The organism is Marinomonas primoryensis (assembly GCF_013372285.1).
Taxonomy (GTDB): domain Bacteria; phylum Pseudomonadota; class Gammaproteobacteria; order Pseudomonadales; family Marinomonadaceae; genus Marinomonas; species Marinomonas primoryensis.
The window spans coordinates 790296-810796 of sequence record NZ_CP054301.1 but is presented as its reverse complement, the minus strand read 5'-3'; the positions used below and the strand labels follow the sequence as shown (position 1 = coordinate 810796).

At 41.6% G+C, this 20501-nt stretch carries 16 protein-coding genes and 2 pseudogenes; all 18 read right to left on the bottom strand.

All coding sequences use genetic code 11. The features are described 5' to 3' along the window. Positions 1 to 8 precede the first annotated feature (8 nt). The 18 genes and pseudogenes from fliD to MP3633_RS03625 all read right to left on the bottom strand — a co-directional run bounded on the left by fliD (position 9) and on the right by MP3633_RS03625 (position 20460). Positions 9 to 1364, bottom strand: coding sequence for a flagellar filament capping protein FliD (gene fliD / locus MP3633_RS03705; protein WP_176334521.1), 1356 nt, complete (start codon positions 1362 to 1364; stop codon positions 9 to 11). Positions 1365 to 1405: 41 nt separating this feature from the next. Then, complete coding sequence (locus MP3633_RS03700) at positions 1406 to 1828, bottom strand: flagellar protein FlaG (protein ID WP_176334520.1); 423 nt, start codon at positions 1826 to 1828, stop codon at positions 1406 to 1408. A 64-nt stretch (positions 1829 to 1892) separates the two neighbouring features. Next, complete coding sequence (locus MP3633_RS03695; protein ID WP_176334519.1) at positions 1893 to 2960, bottom strand: flagellin N-terminal helical domain-containing protein; 1068 nt, start codon at positions 2958 to 2960, stop codon at positions 1893 to 1895. A 1603-nt stretch (positions 2961 to 4563) separates the two neighbouring features. Next, positions 4564 to 4839: pseudogene (locus MP3633_RS18950) on the bottom strand (flagellin); the annotation flags it as partial. A gap of 572 nt (positions 4840 to 5411) precedes the next feature. Beyond that, positions 5412 to 5892, bottom strand: a pseudogene (locus tag MP3633_RS18905) (flagellin N-terminal helical domain-containing protein); the annotation flags it as partial. Between the two features lie 587 nt (positions 5893 to 6479). Then, the gene (locus MP3633_RS03685) at positions 6480 to 8030 is read right to left on the bottom strand and encodes an HD-GYP domain-containing protein (protein WP_176334517.1); all 1551 of its coding nucleotides are present in this window, start codon (positions 8028 to 8030) and stop codon (positions 6480 to 6482) included. Positions 8031 to 8053: 23 nt separating this feature from the next. Further along, on the bottom strand, positions 8054 to 9349 hold the full coding sequence (gene flgL / locus MP3633_RS03680; RefSeq protein ID WP_176334516.1) for a flagellar hook-associated protein FlgL: 1296 nt from the start codon (positions 9347 to 9349) through the stop codon (positions 8054 to 8056). Between the two features lie 4 nt (positions 9350 to 9353). Beyond that, a complete protein-coding gene (gene flgK, locus MP3633_RS03675) occupies positions 9354 to 11330 on the bottom strand; it encodes a flagellar hook-associated protein FlgK (protein ID WP_176334515.1) in 1977 nt (658 codons plus the stop codon). A 110-nt stretch (positions 11331 to 11440) separates the two neighbouring features. Next, positions 11441 to 12412, bottom strand: a complete 972-nt coding sequence (flgJ, locus tag MP3633_RS03670; RefSeq protein WP_176334514.1) for a flagellar assembly peptidoglycan hydrolase FlgJ — start codon at positions 12410 to 12412, stop codon at positions 11441 to 11443. 8 nt (positions 12413 to 12420) lie between these two features. Next, complete coding sequence (locus MP3633_RS03665; RefSeq protein ID WP_176334513.1) at positions 12421 to 13509, bottom strand: flagellar basal body P-ring protein FlgI; 1089 nt, start codon at positions 13507 to 13509, stop codon at positions 12421 to 12423. A gap of 49 nt (positions 13510 to 13558) precedes the next feature. Next, positions 13559 to 14410: a flagellar basal body L-ring protein FlgH gene (locus tag MP3633_RS03660; protein ID WP_112136956.1), complete on the bottom strand. Its 852-nt coding sequence runs from the start codon at positions 14408 to 14410 to the stop codon at positions 13559 to 13561. Positions 14411 to 14423: 13 nt separating this feature from the next. Continuing rightward, complete coding sequence (gene flgG / locus MP3633_RS03655) at positions 14424 to 15209, bottom strand: flagellar basal-body rod protein FlgG (protein ID WP_112136954.1); 786 nt, start codon at positions 15207 to 15209, stop codon at positions 14424 to 14426. Between the two features lie 44 nt (positions 15210 to 15253). Continuing rightward, positions 15254 to 15997, bottom strand: coding sequence for a flagellar basal-body rod protein FlgF (gene flgF, locus MP3633_RS03650; RefSeq protein WP_112136952.1), 744 nt, complete (start codon positions 15995 to 15997; stop codon positions 15254 to 15256). A 139-nt stretch (positions 15998 to 16136) separates the two neighbouring features. Beyond that, positions 16137 to 17834: a flagellar hook protein FlgE gene (locus MP3633_RS03645; RefSeq protein WP_176334512.1), complete on the bottom strand. Its 1698-nt coding sequence runs from the start codon at positions 17832 to 17834 to the stop codon at positions 16137 to 16139. 12 nt (positions 17835 to 17846) lie between these two features. Further along, positions 17847 to 18551 (bottom strand): flagellar hook assembly protein FlgD, encoded by a 705-nt coding sequence (locus tag MP3633_RS03640; protein ID WP_112136948.1) that lies wholly within the window; start codon positions 18549 to 18551, stop codon positions 17847 to 17849. Between the two features lie 11 nt (positions 18552 to 18562). Beyond that, entirely contained in the window at positions 18563 to 19012 is a 450-nt protein-coding gene (gene flgC / locus MP3633_RS03635) for a flagellar basal body rod protein FlgC (RefSeq protein ID WP_112136946.1), read from the bottom strand. Between the two features lie 5 nt (positions 19013 to 19017). Continuing rightward, positions 19018 to 19410, bottom strand: a complete 393-nt coding sequence (flgB, locus tag MP3633_RS03630; RefSeq protein WP_176334511.1) for a flagellar basal body rod protein FlgB — start codon at positions 19408 to 19410, stop codon at positions 19018 to 19020. Positions 19411 to 19623: 213 nt separating this feature from the next. Further along, positions 19624 to 20460: a CheR family methyltransferase gene (locus MP3633_RS03625; RefSeq protein ID WP_176334510.1), complete on the bottom strand. Its 837-nt coding sequence runs from the start codon at positions 20458 to 20460 to the stop codon at positions 19624 to 19626. Between the last annotated feature and the right edge of the window lie 41 nt (positions 20461 to 20501).

The window sequence follows — 20501 nt, the reverse complement described above, 5'->3', positions numbered from 1 at the left end:
ACGTGACACTATAATTGACTTAGCATTGAATTTAGATAACTACCTTGAGCATTCATATTTGCAAGTTGAGTATCTAAATTCGTAAACTTACTGCGTAAAGAAGCCTCGTATTTTTCCATACGCGCTTCATAATCTGAAAGTGACTCTTCAGTGCTACCGATAGATTTAGTAACCGAGTCTTTAAGTGTACTGTTCATTCCTCTAGGGCCGGCATAAGTGTCGAGCAGCCCATCAAGTGATGTTGCCAGGCCATTTTTGCCTATAAATAAAGAGGCTACACCATCGAAGTCCTCCTCAACAGCGCTATTAAACTTATCACTATCATAGCTTAGCGTTCCATCTTCTAAAAACTCGACGCCAACATCAAAAATAGAGGTAAAAGCGCTACCTTCGCTTGAGTGATTAGACATCAAGTCGCTGGCTAGTGATGAACTTAGGTTACGAATCATACTATTGCCATTTAAAACGGAACCTTTCGCAGTATTCTGTTTAAAGACTGAGATTAGTTCATTATAAGAGCCGACAAAGCCTTGAATCGTATTTTCAACGGTTTCTTTATTATAACTAATGTCTACTTTAATAGGCTCTTTAGACACATCTAACGCGCTGATTGTTAGCCCTGCGACCGCTTTATCAAACTCATTGCTATCATTTCTTACTCGAATTCCATCAACAGTAATAATGGCATCTTGAGCTTCACCGCCTAAAGGAACACTTAGGCCAGGGAAGAAACCACCAAGAGCAGCACTGTCTAATGTAAGGTTACTACTGTCTATACTTAAGGTATTACCTACACCCGTTTTCGTTGATGTAATGGTAAAAAACATATGGCCATCACCATCGTCAACCAAATTGGCAGAGACTCCGAGATCTTTACCTGCTGAATTTATCTGTTCACGAAGCTTAGACAATGTAGTGTCTGGCTTTACATCAAGTACAAGCTCATCGTCACCAGCCGTTAACGTTAATTCGCCACCAGAGGAAGTAACAACTTCATCCCTTGAAGAAAATGACGAGATATCAGAAACTAAGCGGCTGCCTTTTGCTAACTGGTTTACTTGAATTGAATAGGTATCAGTGGAAGCGGTTTTATCAGGAATAATAGAAAGAGATTCTTTACCTTCTTTTTGTTGTATTATGGCATTACGCCCAGAAAAAAGGTCATCGTCGTTGAGGGTGGTAACAAATGTCTTAAAATTGTCTATAGCCAAACCTACCGAACCGAGAGCAGAAAGCTCTGCTTCGTATCCAGCCAGTTTATTTTCATATAACTTAACTTTTGTATCCCTTCTGGCACTGACCATGTCACTTACTAGAGACTCAAGATCTAAACCAGATCCAGCACCTAATGAGCCAATTGCCATAACAACTCCCCTAAAACTAACACATCAATATTTACGATAGATTAAACTTCACTATTTACCAGTGTCCCCTTAATATCGCTAAGTTGGCTCATAATAGCATCGATTCTTTCAGACATTTTAAGAAATTCTTCAGTCGGCATTTGACGTACGACATCTCCTGTCGTCTGATCCATAACTTTTACAATATTTTTACTTCGATCCTCAGTCATTTCAAATCTCAAATGAACATTTAATTGAGACATTTTCTTATTAGCAATGTCAATATCATGAGGTTTGACATCAGGAGAACGTGAAGAGCCCTGATTGTTGCTATTATTGCCTGTTTTATTACTATCGGCTGAATTTTGAATAGCTTTAGCACTTGCTTGACGCAATGTTTTAAAATGTTCATCCGCCCGCTGATCTTGTCTGACTGTAATACCCCCAATAGACTGTTTTGTATAATCACTTGAATTAATTGACATATCATTAGTCCTCTAAGTGAGACAAAAGCTGGAACAATGTTCCAGCTTTTCGCCACCACTAATTTTAGCCCAAAAGAGACAACGCTGTTTGTGGACGTTGATTGGCTTGAGCCAAGATTGATGAGCTTGCTTGCTGAAGGATTTGAGAACTTGTTAGCTTCGCAGTTTCTTCCGCAAAATCTGCATCACGTACACGAGAACGTGCAGCCGATACGTTTTCAGAAATATTACTCAAGTTGCTGATACTTGAACCCAAACGGTTTTGGACCGCACCTAGCTCAGCACGTTTTGAGCCAACCGCTTCGATCATACTGTCTACGATATTGATCATGCTCTGTGCATTTGCCATTGACGTAACCGATGGCGTACTAAAACCTTGAGAGGTGTCACCAAAGCTTTTACTACGATCTGGTTGCTTAGGAGCATTTGGGTCAACATAAACTTCACCACGCTCTTCCGCATCCGCTTTAGCTTGAATTTCTGGGTCTACATATTCATCGCCATTTGCTTCAGCTATTGCTCTATCTTGTGCTTTACCGTCCGCTTTTTGTGTTTCATAAGCTTCTAGCTCTTTTTGATATGTCGCATCAGAAGACAGGCCGGCCATAGTGAAGCCACCGTTACCTGCGTAATCCTGCTTCTCACCTTTACTCAAATCAAAACTGATTGTTTGATTTGCATCAGCGCCAACTTGATAAACACCAGCATACGTTCCATCGAGCAGAGCACGACCACCAAAGGTGGTATCGGAAGCGATACGGTCGATCTCTGTGGATAAAGCACCCACTTCTTGCTGAAGCGCTTTACGGTCTGAATCAGAGTTTGATCCGTTTGCAGACTGTATAGACAACGTACGCATACGTTGTAGCATATTTGTCGTTTCATCCAACGCGCCTTCTGCAGTTTGAGCTACAGAAATACCGTCATTGGCGTTACGAACAGCCTGATTCAAACCATTAACCTGAGATGTCAATCGGTTAGAAACCTGCAAGCCAGCCGCATCATCCGCCGCACTGTTAATACGCAAACCAGAAGATAAACGCTGATAAGACGTATCCAAGGTTTTACTTGAATTCATCAGCTGACGCTGGGCATTGATAGATGAAGTATTTGTATTTACGTATAAAGCCATTATAGCCTCCTGGATTTCATAAAATCCTGCAAAAAAGCAGATCGTATAAGGTTTTCGACAAGATTTTGAAAACCTTTAGTTAATTTCGGAAAGTTTTTTCCGCAATTGGGAAAAAAACTTCCTACCTGACGGCAAATTAATGCCTAAATAATTGTTTTAAAAGAACTTTAAAATAATTATCTTCTGAAAACATTGTGTGATTTTTTTCTAAAAAGAAAAAAATACGCAATTATGCTCAAACCTTTATCCAATACGTCGAGTTGATACGAGCTATAGCTCAAAACAACCAACGAAAGCACTCTGCATAAAATTAAGCGGCAAAAAACCGCCTTAACAAAAGCAAAAAACGATCACTTAACGCCTTTAGATGCCGCTATAAATCAGCATCTAAAAAAGAACGCAAAAACCAACATGTTTTTCGCCATCGAGTACTAGCGCAAACAATTCACGCCAATACACACCGCTCAAAAAAGACCAGTGAACGCCATGCGACACAGCGCTTAACCGAAGCGAACGGCCGCAATAATCCTAAGAATATTTTCTCGTGACTATTCAATCACTGCCCTCCATCGTCGAGTACTTGCGTAAAAAATGCACGGCGACATACACCACTCAAAAAAACCAGTGAACGCCATGCGACACGGCATAACCGAGACGAACGGCGCAATAACCTAAGAATATTTTCTCGTAATTATTCAATCACCGCCCTCCATCATGCGTTGCACCAAATCTGCGCGTCAGAATGCACAATTCAAAAAGACCAGTGAACGCCATGCGACACGGCATAACCGGACGAACGACCGCAATAACCCAAAAATATTTTCTCGACTATTCAATCACCGCCCTCCATCATCATGCGCGCAAATCTGCGCGTCGACATACCACTCAAAAAGACCAGTGAACGCCATGCGACACGGCATTTAACCGAGGTAAACGGCCGCAATAACCTAGAATATTTTCTCGTGACTATTCAATCACCGCCTCCGTCATCATGCGTTGCACCAAAATCTGCGCGTCGAAATACACCACTCAAAAAAGACCAGTGAACGCCAGGCGACACGGCACTTAACCGAGACGAACGACCGCAATAACCCTAAGAATATTTTCTCGTGATTATTCAATCACCGCCCTCCATCATCATGCGTTGCACCAAAATCTGCGCGTCGATATACACCATTCAAAAATAGGCTTTCGAAGATTCATACTGGACTCCCGCGTTCAAAAAAAGCACCTTCAATCCCAATACATAAAATTAGATCCATTAAATAAATCACCTTAAACAAAGCCACCTATCACTGGAAAAAGCATTCCGTTTAAAGCAACATCCATTGTGAAAAGCTGATCTCAAAAGAGGTCTGAAAAAAAATTTTCCATTCATAACCACCTATGGCATAAGCCTTAAAGCATTTCCTACACACTAAAAAACAATCAATAACTGACTAAAACCCCATCATTCAGGCAAAAAAAAGCCGGGTGATAAATCACCCGGCTGAAAAGGCACCTCTAGGAGAGAGAAGTTGCCTATATTCCGAGAATTACTCGAACTTTTTTGATTGAAGCCGCTATTTCTTTTCGACTTCAATTAACAATCAACTCATTAAGATTAAGCCCCTAATAACTTCAAAGCAGCCTGTGGTCGTTGGTTCGCTTGAGCAAGTATGGTTGAACTGGCTTGCTGAATAATTTGTGAACTTGTTAATGATGCCGTTTCAGCAGCATAATCAGCGTCTCTAACACGGGACCGAGCAGCGGAAACGTTTTCAGAAATACTAGACAAGTTATTTACAGTGGAACTAAAACGGTTCTGCACCGCACCAAGCTCAGCTCGTTTTGAATCGACGGCTTGAATCATAGTGTCCAACATGGCAATCATGCTTTGTGAGTTCTTAATGTCTGTTATTGATACCGTATCCGCAGTCACTAATGGCTGGCCATATTTTTTCTCGGGCTCAACAACGGTGCCGTCAGGCTGAGTAATTGAGCCATTAGGATGAGCAATGGTTCCATCAGGATGCATTACAGATCCATCCAGTTGCACTACTCTGCCATCAGGATGAGAAACCGTCCCGTCAACATTTTTCGTTGTGCCATCAGCATTCGAAATAGTGCCGTCTTCATTTACAACATCTTGCTTAACGGTGCCATCTTCATTTATCGGTACACCAGTAGCATCAATAAGCACCCCATTTTCATTAATTGGGCGGTTTTGCTCATCGATCAGAACGTCTTCTTCATTGACTCGCTGACCCTCTTTATTGATCAACTCGCCATTTTCGTCAATCAAATGACCTTGTTCATTAATAGCGTCGCCATGCTGATTAACAAAACCACCTTCTTGAGTAGCTATAATCTGTGTTTCTTCTTCAACATAAGGAACACCAGAGGACAAACCAGACATGGTAAAACCACCATTCCCAGCAAGGTTAACGGAGTTATTTTGTCCACTAAATTGCATTGAAAAACTGATCGTTTGATTCGCGTCGGCACCTACCTGGAAAATACCTTGGTAGCTACCATCAAGTAGGTTTCGTCCACCGAATGTTGTGATATCCGCAATTCTGTTTATCTCGTCCGCTAATTGCCCCATTTCTTGTTGAAGGGCAACACGGTCTTCATCAGCATTTGAACCATTTGCCGATTGAATAGACAAGGTACGCATACGCTGAAGCATGTTTGTCGTTTCTTCTAACGCACCTTCAGCGGTTTGAGCTAACGAGATGCCATCGTTTGCATTTCGTACAGATTGATTCAAACCATTAATCTGAGACGTTAAACGGTTCGAAATTTGAAGGCCTGCCGCATCATCACCAGCACTGTTAATTCGAAGGCCAGATGACAATCGTTGATAGGCGGTATCTAATACCTTGCCACTACTTGTAAGCTGACGCTGTGCGTTCAGCGATGACACATTTGTATTTACATATAAAGCCATTTTCTTCTCTCCTAAGAATTTATAACAGTAAGACAACCCTCTGATTTAATTGATTTTTTGGGGTTTTTGTCTCTTACTAAAGTTATCGACAACAATGCGATGATCTTTAATATTTTTTGTATTTTTTTAAAAAAATTCTTTCTTATTTTGTACCAAAAATTTTGGTATCAAGAGTTATCGAACCGAGTCCAAGGAACTTTAGAATAAAAGGTGAAAATTAAAGAAAAGAGCACAAAATACAGCAAAAAAAGAAAGAATAGAGAAAACTTGCCTTTAAATAAATCTAGTTAGTAATTATCAAAAAGAAATGGAAGGGACGCTTATTGCTAACGTTTTATTAGATTTTCGTAAACACCTGATAAGCTCAACCCTTTTTAATCAAATTAAGTAGTCGCTCAATAATTATGCTTTTTTTGAAAAGAAAAATATGGTTCATCAAAATACTTAATGCATTATTGATTGAAGGTAGGTTTAGAATAAATAGAATGGGGGATTTTTAAGACGATATTGATCCACAAAAGAATGATTAATCAGCTCATTATTATGCAGAAAACAATGCAAGAGACTCGATAATATCGAGAATGAGTTTAGGAGATATGGTTAATAAACTGCAGGCCCAAAGACTGAGGATCAACCTCTCCGTCAATGACAACGTCCGTTCTAAGATTGGCCGATTTGTTCAATTCAATGTCTGATGACTCTATAAATGCTTTATTTTTGGTACTGTAAACTTGGCGAACCAAAGAAGGCTGAAAAGACTTATTGAGCGTCAACACAAACCCTACCCGACCATTTGATAAAGACACACAAGAACCAACAGGAGTACTACCAATACTTTTCAAGAAGACGTCTAATAATTGCTTATCAAACGCCAAACCAGACTCTTTTTGCATTTGTTGATACGCTTTGATCGGTCCCATTGAAGGCTTATGAGGCTGCTCCGACGTCATTGCATCATACGCATCAATAATGGCTGCGATTTTCCCATAAACAGAGATTTCTTGATCTTGCTTACCTACGGGGTATCCTGAACCGTCAATCTTTTCATGGTGATCGGATAACATTTGATAAACCGCTTTCGGAACACCCTCACATTTATGCAGGATCTGCTCTCCAAACTGTATATGTTTACGAAACAAGTCAAACTCACCAGATGTCATCTTGGTTGTTTTCGTTACCATTGCCATCGGTAAACGAAAGCGTCCTAAATCAAACAATAGGGCTCCAAGAGAAATCGTTTCGACATAGGCACCGGACAATTTCATCGCTTTGGCAAAATGAATTCCAAGTACTGCCATTCCCATGGCATGCTGTTCTAAATAAATAGATGAGTCTTTTATATGGCGTATCGCCATTAATGAAAAATTATTCCGTGTATGAGACTCAATCAACCGACGACAAAACTTCACCAACTCTAGCATCTCAAGCTGCTCACCGCGTTTAAAGCGCTCCACTTGAGTAGATAGCAATGAATATCCATCTTGAAACAACTTAAGTGCAGTGGCCGTTTCCACATCAAATGAAGTCGGAATACATTTACTTGCATTAGAGGCTTTCTGAACAGCTGTTAATTTTGGAGTATGTTGTTCAACTTCTATAGCAGAGCTAGAGCTGCTTGTTTCAGCCTCATTACCACTTTCACCACTTTTGTCCATTCGAGCTTTGTAACTCAGGATATACTCCCTTGTTTGCTCATTTAGCTCCTGCCTGAAATAACGAAAAAGACTTTGACTTCGCCCATGCTTGCTGCGTAGCTCTTTAGTATTTAAGTCAGGATTTAATTTTTTAAGACTTCGTACAGATCTACCGCTCGCAATAGATATACATAAAGTGAGGAATCGCTCTTGTGCGTCATACAGTCTTTCTCGTCGGCTGTTCAACAATTTATCGTCAGAGAAATATGGATCATAAGGAAGGAATTCAGAGTCTAAGGTTAAGCGCAGTTCATCAAATGCAACTTGTCGCATAGCAACACCAACAATACGGTCTTTTCGACCATGTGTTCTTATCAGGCTTTGAACACGCTTACTGCCAAGGACTTTTTCTTTGATTTCCAAGATACCGAGTATCTCTTCCATATCAAAATACCCGACATTGATATCAGCCCCAAAACAGGACTCCATTTTAAATGCTGACATCTTTTTACCTTATACCTTAAAAATTACATTTGATTAAATAGGGATAAATTACTCATGCGCGAAAATACTTTTTGCGAAGCATTCAGTGCCGACTCCTTCATAGATAACTCTGTTGCCGCTGCCCCCATATCTAACTCACCTTCTCGACTTTGAGCAATCGTATTAGACAACTGGTTTGCAGAACTAAAACTTTCTCTGTCTTCAATCATGTTAAGCCTTGCACCAATATTAGATCGGCCTTCACCAATCCGCTGTTGAGCATTATTAATGCTGTATATAGCACTAAAAAAAGCAGACTCTCGATCTTCATGTGTGGCATTTTTATTTGTTAAAGTAGCCAACGAGTCTTTTATTTCATTAAGCACATTGTCTTTATGAGGCTTCATAAGAGTAATATCAACAGATGCTCCAGGCTCACCCTCTAGAATAAAGGACATTCCAGAGAATGTAATTGGCTTACCTACTTTATAATTACCAGAATCAACCTCTTCACCCAAATGATTTGTAATAACATAGTCGGCCGACGTTCCGTCAAACAAATTGTAGCCGTCAGCATCCGCTCCAGGCTGTTCTTTTGCACGCTCTAAAGATGAGCGACCTCCGTCAGCGTATGACGTAACAAGGCTGTATTTATTAGATTTGGCATCCTCAGGATCATAATGCTTCGCCATAAACGAATCAAAATCAGCCTGATTTTGTACTTTATCTGTTAGCAATACATCGCCATCAACGACTTTTGATACAAACGTTCGATTTGTCCAAATATCTTGAAAAAGTGTTTTACCTGAATTGGTAACTGGGATCTTCAAATCTTCTGAGATTTGAGCGTATTTTTGCCCCTCATTGCCAGCCCATTGGTAACGACCATCGCTTCCTATAATAAAAGCTGGGCTTTGTGAGTCTGTACCTGCAAAAATATAGTTACCATCAGCACTTTTAGAGTTCATCAAGTCTGCCATGGACTCTGTTATCAAAGAAACTTCATGGGCAATGGCCTCAATGTCGACTTGAGTGTTGATATCATTTTGTGCCTGAATAAATAGCGTTCTGGCAGAATCTAAAAAGTCATTCAAACTGTCTAAAGCAACTTCTTGATACTCTAAGTTGCCCGTTGCCATTTTCATGGCTTCATCGTATTGCTTTAATGTTTGGTTCTTACTGCCATACATCAAAATTTGGCTAGCACCGACAGGGTCATCGCTCGGTTTTATAATATTTGTTTGAGATGAAATTTTTTCTTGAATATTAAGAATTTTTTCATTGGATTGGGCCATAGACTTATTTGCCTGACCATAGATTAAGTTATTAGTTACTCGCATAAACTTACCTCATAATCCCAAGTAAAGTCTCGAACGTCGTGCGAGCTGCCGTTACCACTTGAGCAGAAGCAGAATAGGATTGCTGGTACTTCAAAAGATTCACAGCCTCCTCATCAAGGCTTACCGCTGATAATCTATCTCGACGAGCAATGCTTTCGTTCATTACAATTTCACTTGAGTCTGCATGACCTTCTATCTCTGCGGTTTTACTACCTACATAGGATATGAAGCCAGAAAAAGACTTCACCAGAGTTGCTTTACCATCAATAAGAGATTGATTTTGTAAATCAGCTAACGCCAGACCATTAAAGTTGTCAGATTGACCTATATTGTCCGTGCCAACTGAAAACTCATCACCTCGCTTTGGCATAGAGGAAACTGACACATCAAAACCCGCTTCGTTTGATAATCCTGCTTTTTCAAGCAAATTACTAAATTCTATGACATTCTCGACTTTTGCTAATTCAACACCAGACGAATTCTGAACAACATAGGAACTTGGAGAGGTAAAATAGATTTTATGTGGCGCACTAGGATATAAAGAGCCATCCGATGAAAAAGCAGATGTTTCAGGGTCTATATTTGTAACAGAAGTAAGAGAAACTCTTGCATCCGATAAATTATCTGAGCCTGTACTTACACCAATTGGCGCGCTTAGAGCAATCGCCTCACCATTTTTTGAGACCAAACCTAATTTTGCAGCGGCCCCCTCAGTAGGCGTGAATTGAAAAACATCGTCTTTATCTATTTTATCGATACCATCAAGACGGATATCAAGACCAAGCTCATCAATTTTGAAATAGCCATTGCTATCTTTTTGCAAAAGACTTGGGTCAAAGGTAATCGCTTTGTCTGTTGATTTGCCTTCTGCATTAATTTTCTTAATTGAGAATAAATTGTCATCTGTTCTATTTAGTTCATAGGTATCTTTTGTAATTTTGGCGGATTGACCCGCTGATACCCTCACTGATATTTCTTTCGCTTTATTAAGGTTGTCCGCTGTGGAGTAAACATTTATGTCCCCCAAAGAAAACAAGTCTTTTCCGAATTGACCATCGGCATCAAGTCCTTTCTTGTTCTGAGTGTTCATCGCATCTGCCAGTGCTATAGCGTGTTGACCCAATGTCCTATCTGCATAAACGCTAAATTCAGACCGGTAATCAATCAACCCTCCAACACTTCCACCAAGCCCCTGCGTCTTCAAACCCACTTCGTAATCGCCAAAGCTAACAACCAAATCAATTTTTTTAGGGTGTAGTGGGTTTGGACTCACTTTTAATTCTGTAGGAAATTGATCCATTACCAGAGGCTGACCATTCGCCAGTTGAATAGTCATCAATCCTTTGTCATTAAATTGGGCTTTGATATCCAAATATTTAGACAAATCTTTGGCTAATAATTCTTGCTTATCACGAAGTTCATTTGCAGGAGAAATCGAAATACCTTCCTGTCTCAAAATCTGTTCGTTCAGATTTGAAATCTTCGTTGTGATTGTATTCAAATCGCCTAAAGAAGACGCAAGCTGAGCATCTACCAAGCCTTCTTGATCACTTACAACGCCTGAAAGCGTATGATACTGCTGAACAAGATTACTTAGACTGGAGTGAGCCAACTGCCTTAATGAAGAAGAGGTAGGGTCATTATTAACGGTTTGCAAGGCATCAAACGAGTTATTGATATAAGTATTAAGAGAAATACTATCTTCAGCCAATAAACTGTCCGATGTCGATATCATAGAATGATAAGTGTCGTAATATGAAAAGGTTGAAGTATCAGAGCGAACCTGAGAGCTAACAAAATTATCGACTAGGCGTGAGGTATCACGAAGAACAACACCACCAACAGGCGAACTTGTGGTATCCGTTCTTTGACGGCTGTAGCCTTCAGTATCCACATTGGATGTGTTTTGCCCTGTCGTGTTAATACGAGCATTACTAGACTGAAGCCCAGACAAACCAATTGAATATAAATTTGAGCTCATAGCTCACACCCCTAGTACGTTTTTCAAAAATAACCTTTGAACTTACTTGATCATATCGGCTATTCATGCAAAAACTTTACCAACGCTGAGAATTGAGCCATTTTTTATTATTAAAGGCGTTGAAACCACTTACTGGAAAGGATGCTGTCAATTTTCTCTGAATACTTAGGGTCCGTCGCATAGCCACCTTTTTGCAACGAAGCGGCAAACATTGACGCGTCATCTCCGGCCTGAAGGGCATCTTTATACCGCTCACTAGAAGACAGAAAGTCAGCATAGTCATCAAAGCTTTGTGAAAAAGAATCATAAGCACGAAACGCGGCTTTCTCCCGTTTCGCAACACCATCGCGAAACTCTAACGTATTCACAACCGCTCTATCGCCTTGCCAGCGGTTATCTGCTTTTATTCCAAATAAATTAAAACTAGCAGCGCCATCTTCTTTGGCAATCGGGTATTTACCCCAACCAGTTTCTAGTGCGGCTTGGGCCAATATTGCCTTAGGGTTCACACCCAACTTATCTGCGGCTTGTTGAGCATGAGGCCAAAGATTATCAACAAAATCATCTGGCGACTCAAACACCACAGACAGTGCCGAAGGCAAAGAAGCGACTTTACTAGCAGGGCTATTTTGAGTCTCTTGTTGAACCGATTGAATAAATTCAGTTGAGGCACGATGAGCCAATGCTTGAATTCTCACCAAGTCTTGTCTAGCCACTTGATTCAAAAAATCCGTATCTCCTCGCTCTTTCGCTTCTGGCGTGCTGAGACCTTGCTGCTTTGTTTGATATTGACGAATAAGCGCTTCAGACAATCCAAGCCCCCCCGATTTCGCCAAACCTTGAGACATTTGGGAATCCATCATTTCTTGATATTGCTTAGTTTGAGCACTGGAGAATAAACCACTACCAATCGCCTCATTCGTACTGCGCATGTTCTTCAAAAGCATATTAATAAAGATTGACTCAAACTGTTGAGCAACGTCTTTTAGAGCGGATTCCGGGTCTTTTTGCGCTTTCGTCTTTAACGCGGTTAATGAAGAAAAGTCTGCAAAAAAATCGTCCTTTGGTGGAACTGAGTTCATAGTAAAGCCTATATCACTACTAAGTCGGCATTAATGGCACCAGCTTGTTTTAAGCCTTCTAAGATCGCCATGACATCTCCAGGCGCAGCCCCCACTTGATTAACGGCTCGAACAATATCATTCAATGACGCACCCGGATTAAAAACAAACATATGGCCGCTGTTAGGGCCAATAGCAATACCTTCACGAGGCGATACGATGGTCTCCCCTCCGGTTACGGTTCCATCTTGCCCAATCACCGGCGGAACCTCTTTTATTGTCACCGTCAAACTACCATGCGTAATCGCAGCGGGAGAAACTTTGACATGCTGACCGATAATAATGGTTCCCGTACGAGAATTAACAACAATACGCGCACGCTCTTCAGCCACCTTCACTTCAAGATTTTCAAGAATGGATAAAAAAGTCACTCGCTGACTTGGATCTCTCGGTGCAGAGACCCGTATTGACGTCGCATCAAGGCTTGTCGCCACACCAGGCCCCAGAAGGTTATTGATTTTATCTGAAACATGCTTTGCCGTTGTAAAATCTGGACGATTTAGATTGAAGGTTAGCGTATCTCCGGTATTAAAACTGCTCGCCACAATACGCTCTACACTTGCACCATTTGGTATACGTCCAACTGTTGGTACATTAACCGACGTCCGTGAACCATCAGCCCCATTCGTTCCTAAACCACCAACAATTAAATTCCCTTGAGCAATAGCATAAACCGCCCCATCCGCCCCTTTCAAAGTAGACAGCAACAAGGTTCCGCCACGCAAAGCACTCGCATTGCCAATCGAGGATGCAGTGACATCAATTTTTTGACCTGGCTTAGAAAACGCAGGCAACGTAGCGGTAAGAGAGACAGCGGCGACGTTTTTAGAGGTCGCATTCACACCTTCCGGCAATGTCACACCAAAACGTGACAACATGCTAGAAAAGCTCTGGCTCGTAAAAGCAGTACTATCACCAGTTCCGTTAAGGCCAATCACCAAGCCATAACCAAACAATTGGTTTTCTCGAACACCTTGAACACTAGCAATGTCCTTCAGACGCTCAGCCTGAACAGAAAAAGATAATAAGTATAAGACAATTAGCGCTACGTGCTTCATCACATCACCTATTGAGAGAATCAATCCTCTCAGCTGTTAGATCATCAAATTAATAAGGCATATCACTAGAGTTAAGCAAACGACTCACCCAACCTTGCTCACTTCCTGCAGCCACATCGCCGGTACCAGAATAGGTAATTCTCGCATCCGCAACACGCTCAGATTCAACGGTATTATCTGGAGAAATGTCCTGTTTTCGTACGACACCTGAAAAGCGAATGTATTCATCACCTTGGTTCAAGCGCAACCATTTTTCACCGCGTACCGCCAAAAGACCATTCGGGTATACCCTGAACACAGTAACAGAAATTGTACCGTTCAAACTGTTATTCTGGTTCGCCGATGCGTTACCTGAAAAATCCGTACCTTGTTGCGGAAGCGTTGTGTCTACCCTCATTTCCTGACCCAGTACCGTTGGGTTCTCGATCGTAGCTGAAGAAGACTTTGAGACAGTAGCGGCATTGGCTTTCGTTGATGTCGTCGTTTCATTCAAATTAATGGTTAGTATATCGCCCACTTTACTGGCTTTTTGATCGCCAAAAAACACATCCCCCATACTTGTCTGGTAAATACCTCCTGTTGGAGCCTGAGAAGGATTCATACCATTAGGATAGACAGGCGTATAGTAAGGGTCATCAGACTGTATAGATTGACCGATTTTCGGTCCATTTAATGGATCATTGGGATCAGGAACATAACCTTTACGCGGCTCTTCTGGTATAGGTTCCTCTGGCGTTTCCTCATTGTTGTCTACCACGGCATCGATAACGGCATCCGTTACCGCAGCAGCAGCGCCTGCTGCTGCTGCATTTGCAACCGCTTGTTGGTTGACATCCCAAGAAAGACAACCAGACAAACAAGCACTCAAAAAAATCAAAAACGCGTATTTAATCTTCATCATATCCCATATTTCACTATAGCTGCTGTATTGCAAAACTCATCATACCATCTGCAGAAGCGATCACTTTAGAGTTCATTTCATACGCTCTTTGAGTCGTAATCATATTGACAAGCTCTTCAATCGAATTCACATTAGAAGCTTCCAACATACCTTGGGCAATAGTCCCAAGTGAATCTGTTCCTGGAACACCAACTAATGGTGGTCCACTAGCATTCGTTTCAGTAAAAATATTTTGTCCTGCTGAACTCAACCCCGTTGGATTAATAAAGCCTGCGATATTAATAGCGCCAACTTGCTGAGCATCCGCATCGCCTGTTTTACGAACCGATACTACGCCATCATCTGCAATCATGATTTCAATGGCATCAGGATCAATCTGAATACCGGGCTCAACCACTAAACCACCTGACGTAGAAAGTTGCCCCTGACTATTAAGCTGTAGGCTGCCATCTCTTGTATAAGCAATAGTACCATCCGGCTGTAATACCTGTAAGAAACCTTTGCCTTGAATAGCAACATCAAGCTGCCTATCCGTCATATTGTAATCACCATTGGAAAAGTCTTTTTGCGTTGCCCCAACCTTTACACCAGTACCTAACTGCAAACCTGATGGCAACTCCGCATTTTGCGCACTTAAACCACCTGGCGCACGGACTGTTTTGTACATTAGATCTTCAAATACTGCTCTATCTTTCTTAAAAGCGGTCGTTGAAACGTTCGCCAAGTTGTTGGCTACCACGTTTAATTGCTTATCCATTGCACTTAAACCGGTTTTACTTACCCATAATGCTGAATTCATAAGAGCCTCTTTTAATGTCGTTATTCTTTACTTGTCAATTGTATTTATGATGAACGCTGTAATATTCGAGCAGAAGAATCTGCGTTATTTCGAATTGAATCCATCATTTTCACATTCATCTCAAAACGTCGAGCAAGATTCATGATATGCGTCATTTCTTCGACGGCATTAACATTACTCCCCTCTATAAATCCGCTAACCAAACGTACGTTAGGATCTGGATCAAACGCTTGCCCGTCCCGTGAATGAATTAAACCATCGCCTTCTTTGCGTAAGTTCTGAGCATCCGGATTGACCAATTTTATTTGGTTTAACACAGCGACTTCATTACCTGCACCACCTTGCGGAATAATAGAAATAGAGCCGTCTTCGGTGATATTGATACTTTCAAGCGGAGGCAAAAAAATAGGCCCTCCAACACCCGCAACAGGCAAACCTCGTCCAGTCACCAATTGTCCAGCAGCGTTAATTTGCAAGTCTCCAGCACGAGAGTAAGCTTCTTGCCCCTTCTCATCATAAACAGCAATGAAGCCATCTCCGGAAACAGCAATATCTAAATTTCGGCCAGTTTGAATCATGTCACCTTGAGTGTATCGAGTGGCTGGATTTTCGGTCATCGCATATACACGACTAGGGTAATAGTCACCATTCACTTGCATTGAACGAGCCTGCTCAAAGTCAGAACGAAAGCCCGTTGTACTGACATTTGCCAGATTGTTAGCGTGTATTGTTTGAGCATTCATGGTTTGCACACCACCACTCATTGCCAGATATAAAGCCTTATCCACTGCGACACCCCTAGAAGAATTCACGTTATTAGAAAGTAACCTTCAAGAATCATACCAACTCAGAAAACTCTAAAAAAAAGACAAAAAAAAGCCGAAACAGCAAAACTGTTTCGACCTTGAATCTTCTCTCTCCAGAAAATTAGCGCAAATTTATAATAGTTTGAGTGACCGTATTTTCGGTTTCTAGCGTCTTACTGTTTGCCTGATAATTACGCTGAGCCTCAATAAGAGCAACCAACTCAGCGGTTAAATCAACATTCGACTCTTCTAATGCGCCGCCTTGAATTCGCCCTAACGTACCACTATTTGGGCGACCAACATCGGCTGGTCCAGAACCCTTACTTGCAAGCCAAGCTGAGTGACCACTAGGAACAAGACCGTCAGTACTATCAAATGTTGCCAAGCCAATCTGGCCAAGTGTTGCCGTTTGTTGATTCGTATACGTTGCTGTTAAAAAACCATCATCATCAAATGATACGCCCTGCAGTTCACCAGCAGAGAAACCATCTTGCTCAAAGTTGTCTGTATTATCTATCGCAAATTGCGTTGATCCGAATAAATCTATTGGCGTAACTCGACCCCGATTTGATGGGTCCAATCCAGCAATTTCTAACGCGACAGGTTCCGCAATATCAAAAGGAGGAAGCCCACGATTAGTCCCCATTAGATTACCGGCAGCATCAAACGTTACATTCGTGTTTTCTTTCAAAAAGCGCGTATCATTACCTGTCAAAGGGTCGGTATAACTTTCTTCCCCGTCCATTGTCACACGCATCTCGTAGGTATTATTCTCACCCTGTTTAATAAAATAATACCCTACCGTATGAGCACCACCCAAAGAATCATAAACAGATCGCGTATTACCATACGTATAGGAGTCTGGATTTAGTGGGTCAAACACTTCGCGAGCAACAGAGCTATCATCACGAACATCAGCAGCAGCAAGTGTCGATGTGATCGCCACTCCAGCCAACGTACCAGCCACCGTTAAAGGCGTTTGTGTTAAAGCGGCAATATCCGTTGGACCAGGCTCCCTTGAGCCCATATAAAGAAGTTGGTTTGGCCGCTCAAGAACACCATCGCCATTATAATCAACACCACCTTCCGTTGAGTTAAATGTTGCGTAGGTCTCTCCTAAAAATGGCACACCAGTATCGTCCGTCATATTGCCGTCAACAGTTGCATGAACCTTATAAGTATTCGGCAACTCACTCTTAGCATAGTAATACGTTACCACACGAGTTTCACCATCAGCCCCAACGACACCTTGCGTCTGGGTATAATTATAGGAATCAGGGTTAGTAGGGTCAAAATTCGCCTTAATGAAGGGAGGCACATCTTTACTCTCGGAATTCAAGTTCAACTTCAATTCCATAGAAGTTGTCGCCTCAGGAGCAATACGATCCGTAGGGATTCTTAAGTTTTCTAAATTACCCCCAACAACGCCTTTTGTTGCATTAAACCCCTGAACATTGCTGCCAGTATTCGTTACCAAAAAACCATCTTCATCTAGCTTAAAATTACCTGCTCGAGTGTAGCTTTGAGCAACACCGGCATCTAGAATAAAGAACCCTGTCCCGTCAATAGATAAGTCAAGATTGTTATCGGTGTAAGAAAGGTTGCCCGGCGAAAACTCCTGAGACACCTTACTAACGCTCACACCAGAGCCAATACTGTTGCCACTCCCGGCACCAAGCACACTCGTGTTATAAAGATCATCAAATTCAATACGCGACTTTTTAAAGCCTGTAGTATCGGCGTTGGCAATATTATTACCGGTAACACTTAAATAATCGGCAGACGCTTTAATGCCAGATAGTGCAGTATTAAATCCCATAATATTCTCCAATCACCCTAATATTTCTAATTCATTCGTAAGTTTGATTTTTCCGTGGTTTTCCACGTTTAAAACCGTGCCGTTTTCACCATTAATGGTGACACCTTGAATCCGCGTTGGAAGACGAGTACTCAAGGCCGAAATTTCGCCCTTGTCATTTGTCGAGGACGCGGCAAAACGATATTCACCAGGCGGCAAAACATTTCCGTCATCATCTAACTTATCCCACTTATACTCACCAGAGTTAAGCGTAGCCGTACGAACAAGGCGGTTATCTGCGTCGTATATTTTCAATGTCGCCGTCTGAGAGTTTTCAGGCATCACCGTCCTTAACTGAACCCCTTCCAAACCATCTGTCACTTTAGCTTTACTCCCTTCCATCAAGATCGACTTACCGACCAAGGTAGAGGCACTAAGCGCCTGATTAGAAGTAAGCGAGGTCGCCATATTTTCTAGCTGGTCAGAGATACTGGTTAGCCTTTCTAACGAGCTAAACTGTGACATTTGCGCCACCATGTCATTCGTATCCTGAGGCGCCGTCGGATCCTGCCCTTTTAGCTGTTCGATATACAGCTTTAAAAAGACATTTTGATCGGCCAGCGCCCCTTCATTTTTAGGCACTTCCGGCTTTTCAATACCAGCTTTGGACTTGGCCGCTTCTGTTCCGTATTGGGATATCAGCCCGCCAAGACCTTTCGTATCAGATATATCTGCCATCTAATCTGCTCCTATGACTGCCCAAGCGTGAGCATTTTCTGCATCATACTTTTTGCCGAGTTCATAATTTCCACATTCGTCTGAAAAGATCGAGAAGCCGACATCATATCGGCCATTTCTTCCATCGGGTTCACATTCGGGTAAAAGACATAACCCTCTTCATTCGCCATTGGGTGGCCTGGCTCGTACCTAGGTTGCAAAGGTGCATCCGATTCGACAATACCATCAATCTTCACCCCAACCCCAGCACCGCTATCATCACTGCTGGCATTACCCCAACCATAGTCACGCATACTGTCATTCATCATCTGTGAGAACACTGGCTTACGGGCACGATACGTCTGATCCGCAGAGCTTGCCGCGCTATCTACGTTTGCCATATTGCTCGCAATCGTATTCAAACGCACTGTTTGGGCACTCATTGCAGACCCAGAAATAGTAAAAATATTACTTAAAGACATCGTTATTAATTCCCAGTAAGCGCCTTTCTCATGCCGCTAATTTTTCTATCTAAGAACATAAAACTCGTATCGAATTGTAATGAGTTTTGTGCGTACTCAGCCTGCTCTCTTTGCATATCCACCGTGTTACCATCTAACGATGGTTGATTGGCATTTCGGTACAACAAGCCATCAGACTCACCCGAAAAACCTTCCTCTGAGATATGCCTAGCATTTGTTCCAGCAAGTCTAAGCTTGCTACTTTCACTACTTAAAACCGAGTCGAACGAAATATCTCTCGCCTTAAAATTTGGCGTGTCAGCGTTAGCAATATTATTTGCAAGGACGGCCGCTCTTGCACTTCTAAACTCCAGCGTCTTGTCGTGTCCTGCAAATGCACTCGCAAAAGATATAGCCATTCAATCCTCAAGGAAAAATATTATTTATCAATATAGATAAAATAAAGCAATTATGATGCCATAAATAAAAACCCTTATTTTTCAATTGGTTAAATATTAAAACCCTCCTAACGGCAAAAAGCGGCAACAATAATGACAGAACAATAAACACAAAAAAGCCCATCTAAAAACATTAGACAGGCTCTTTAATACGAAATGTAAGGACTATCTAAACTAAACAGCTTTAGATTTATAGACAATACCTGGATGGCATTGAACAATTTCAAAGTGATCAGATAAACCACTCAATGCCTCTGATCCGCCAAGAAACAAATATCCACCAGGCTTTAGAGAAGCATGCATTCTCTTCAAAATATCCAATTTTAGATCAACGGTAAAATATATTAGTACATTTCGACAAAAGATTACGTCGAATTTTCCTAACATGGCGAATGAATCGATAAGGTTCAAATACCTAAAATCTACACGCGAACTCAAATGCGGCTTTATTTTCCAAGTTGAGTCGTTGACCTTATCAAAATATCGTTTCTGTAAATCTACACCAAGACCACGAGCAATAGCCAAGCTATCGTATTCACCTTGCTTGGCATGCTGGAGTATGTTTGTACAAATATCCGTCGCAACAATTTTTTCACCAGCCTTCAAAACACCTGGTCGAGTAGATTTAAACTCTTCAATTACCATACTGATAGAGTAAGGTTCTTGGCCTGTAGATGAGGCGGCCGACCAAATCTTTAGAGGAGCAGCCGTCATTTCAGGCAGCACATTGTTTTTCAAAATGGTAAATGGATGCGTATCCCTAAACCAAAGCGTTTCATTTGTTGTCATTGCATTAATGACTTCTTCCTTAAGCTTAGAACTCCCAAATCGCTCTAAAGCGTCAACTAACTGCTCAATCTTAGAAAAATTCTCTCTTTCCAAGACTTTACCTAGACGACTAGCGACCAAATATTGTTTGTTATCACTCAGTGAGATTCCACACGCTTTCTGCAAGTAATCTCTGAACCTAATATAGCCATTAGGTGTAATTGCATTTGTACTACTGAGCATTAAAACTCCATAAGTAACAGGGATAAAGAAGGCACTTCAAA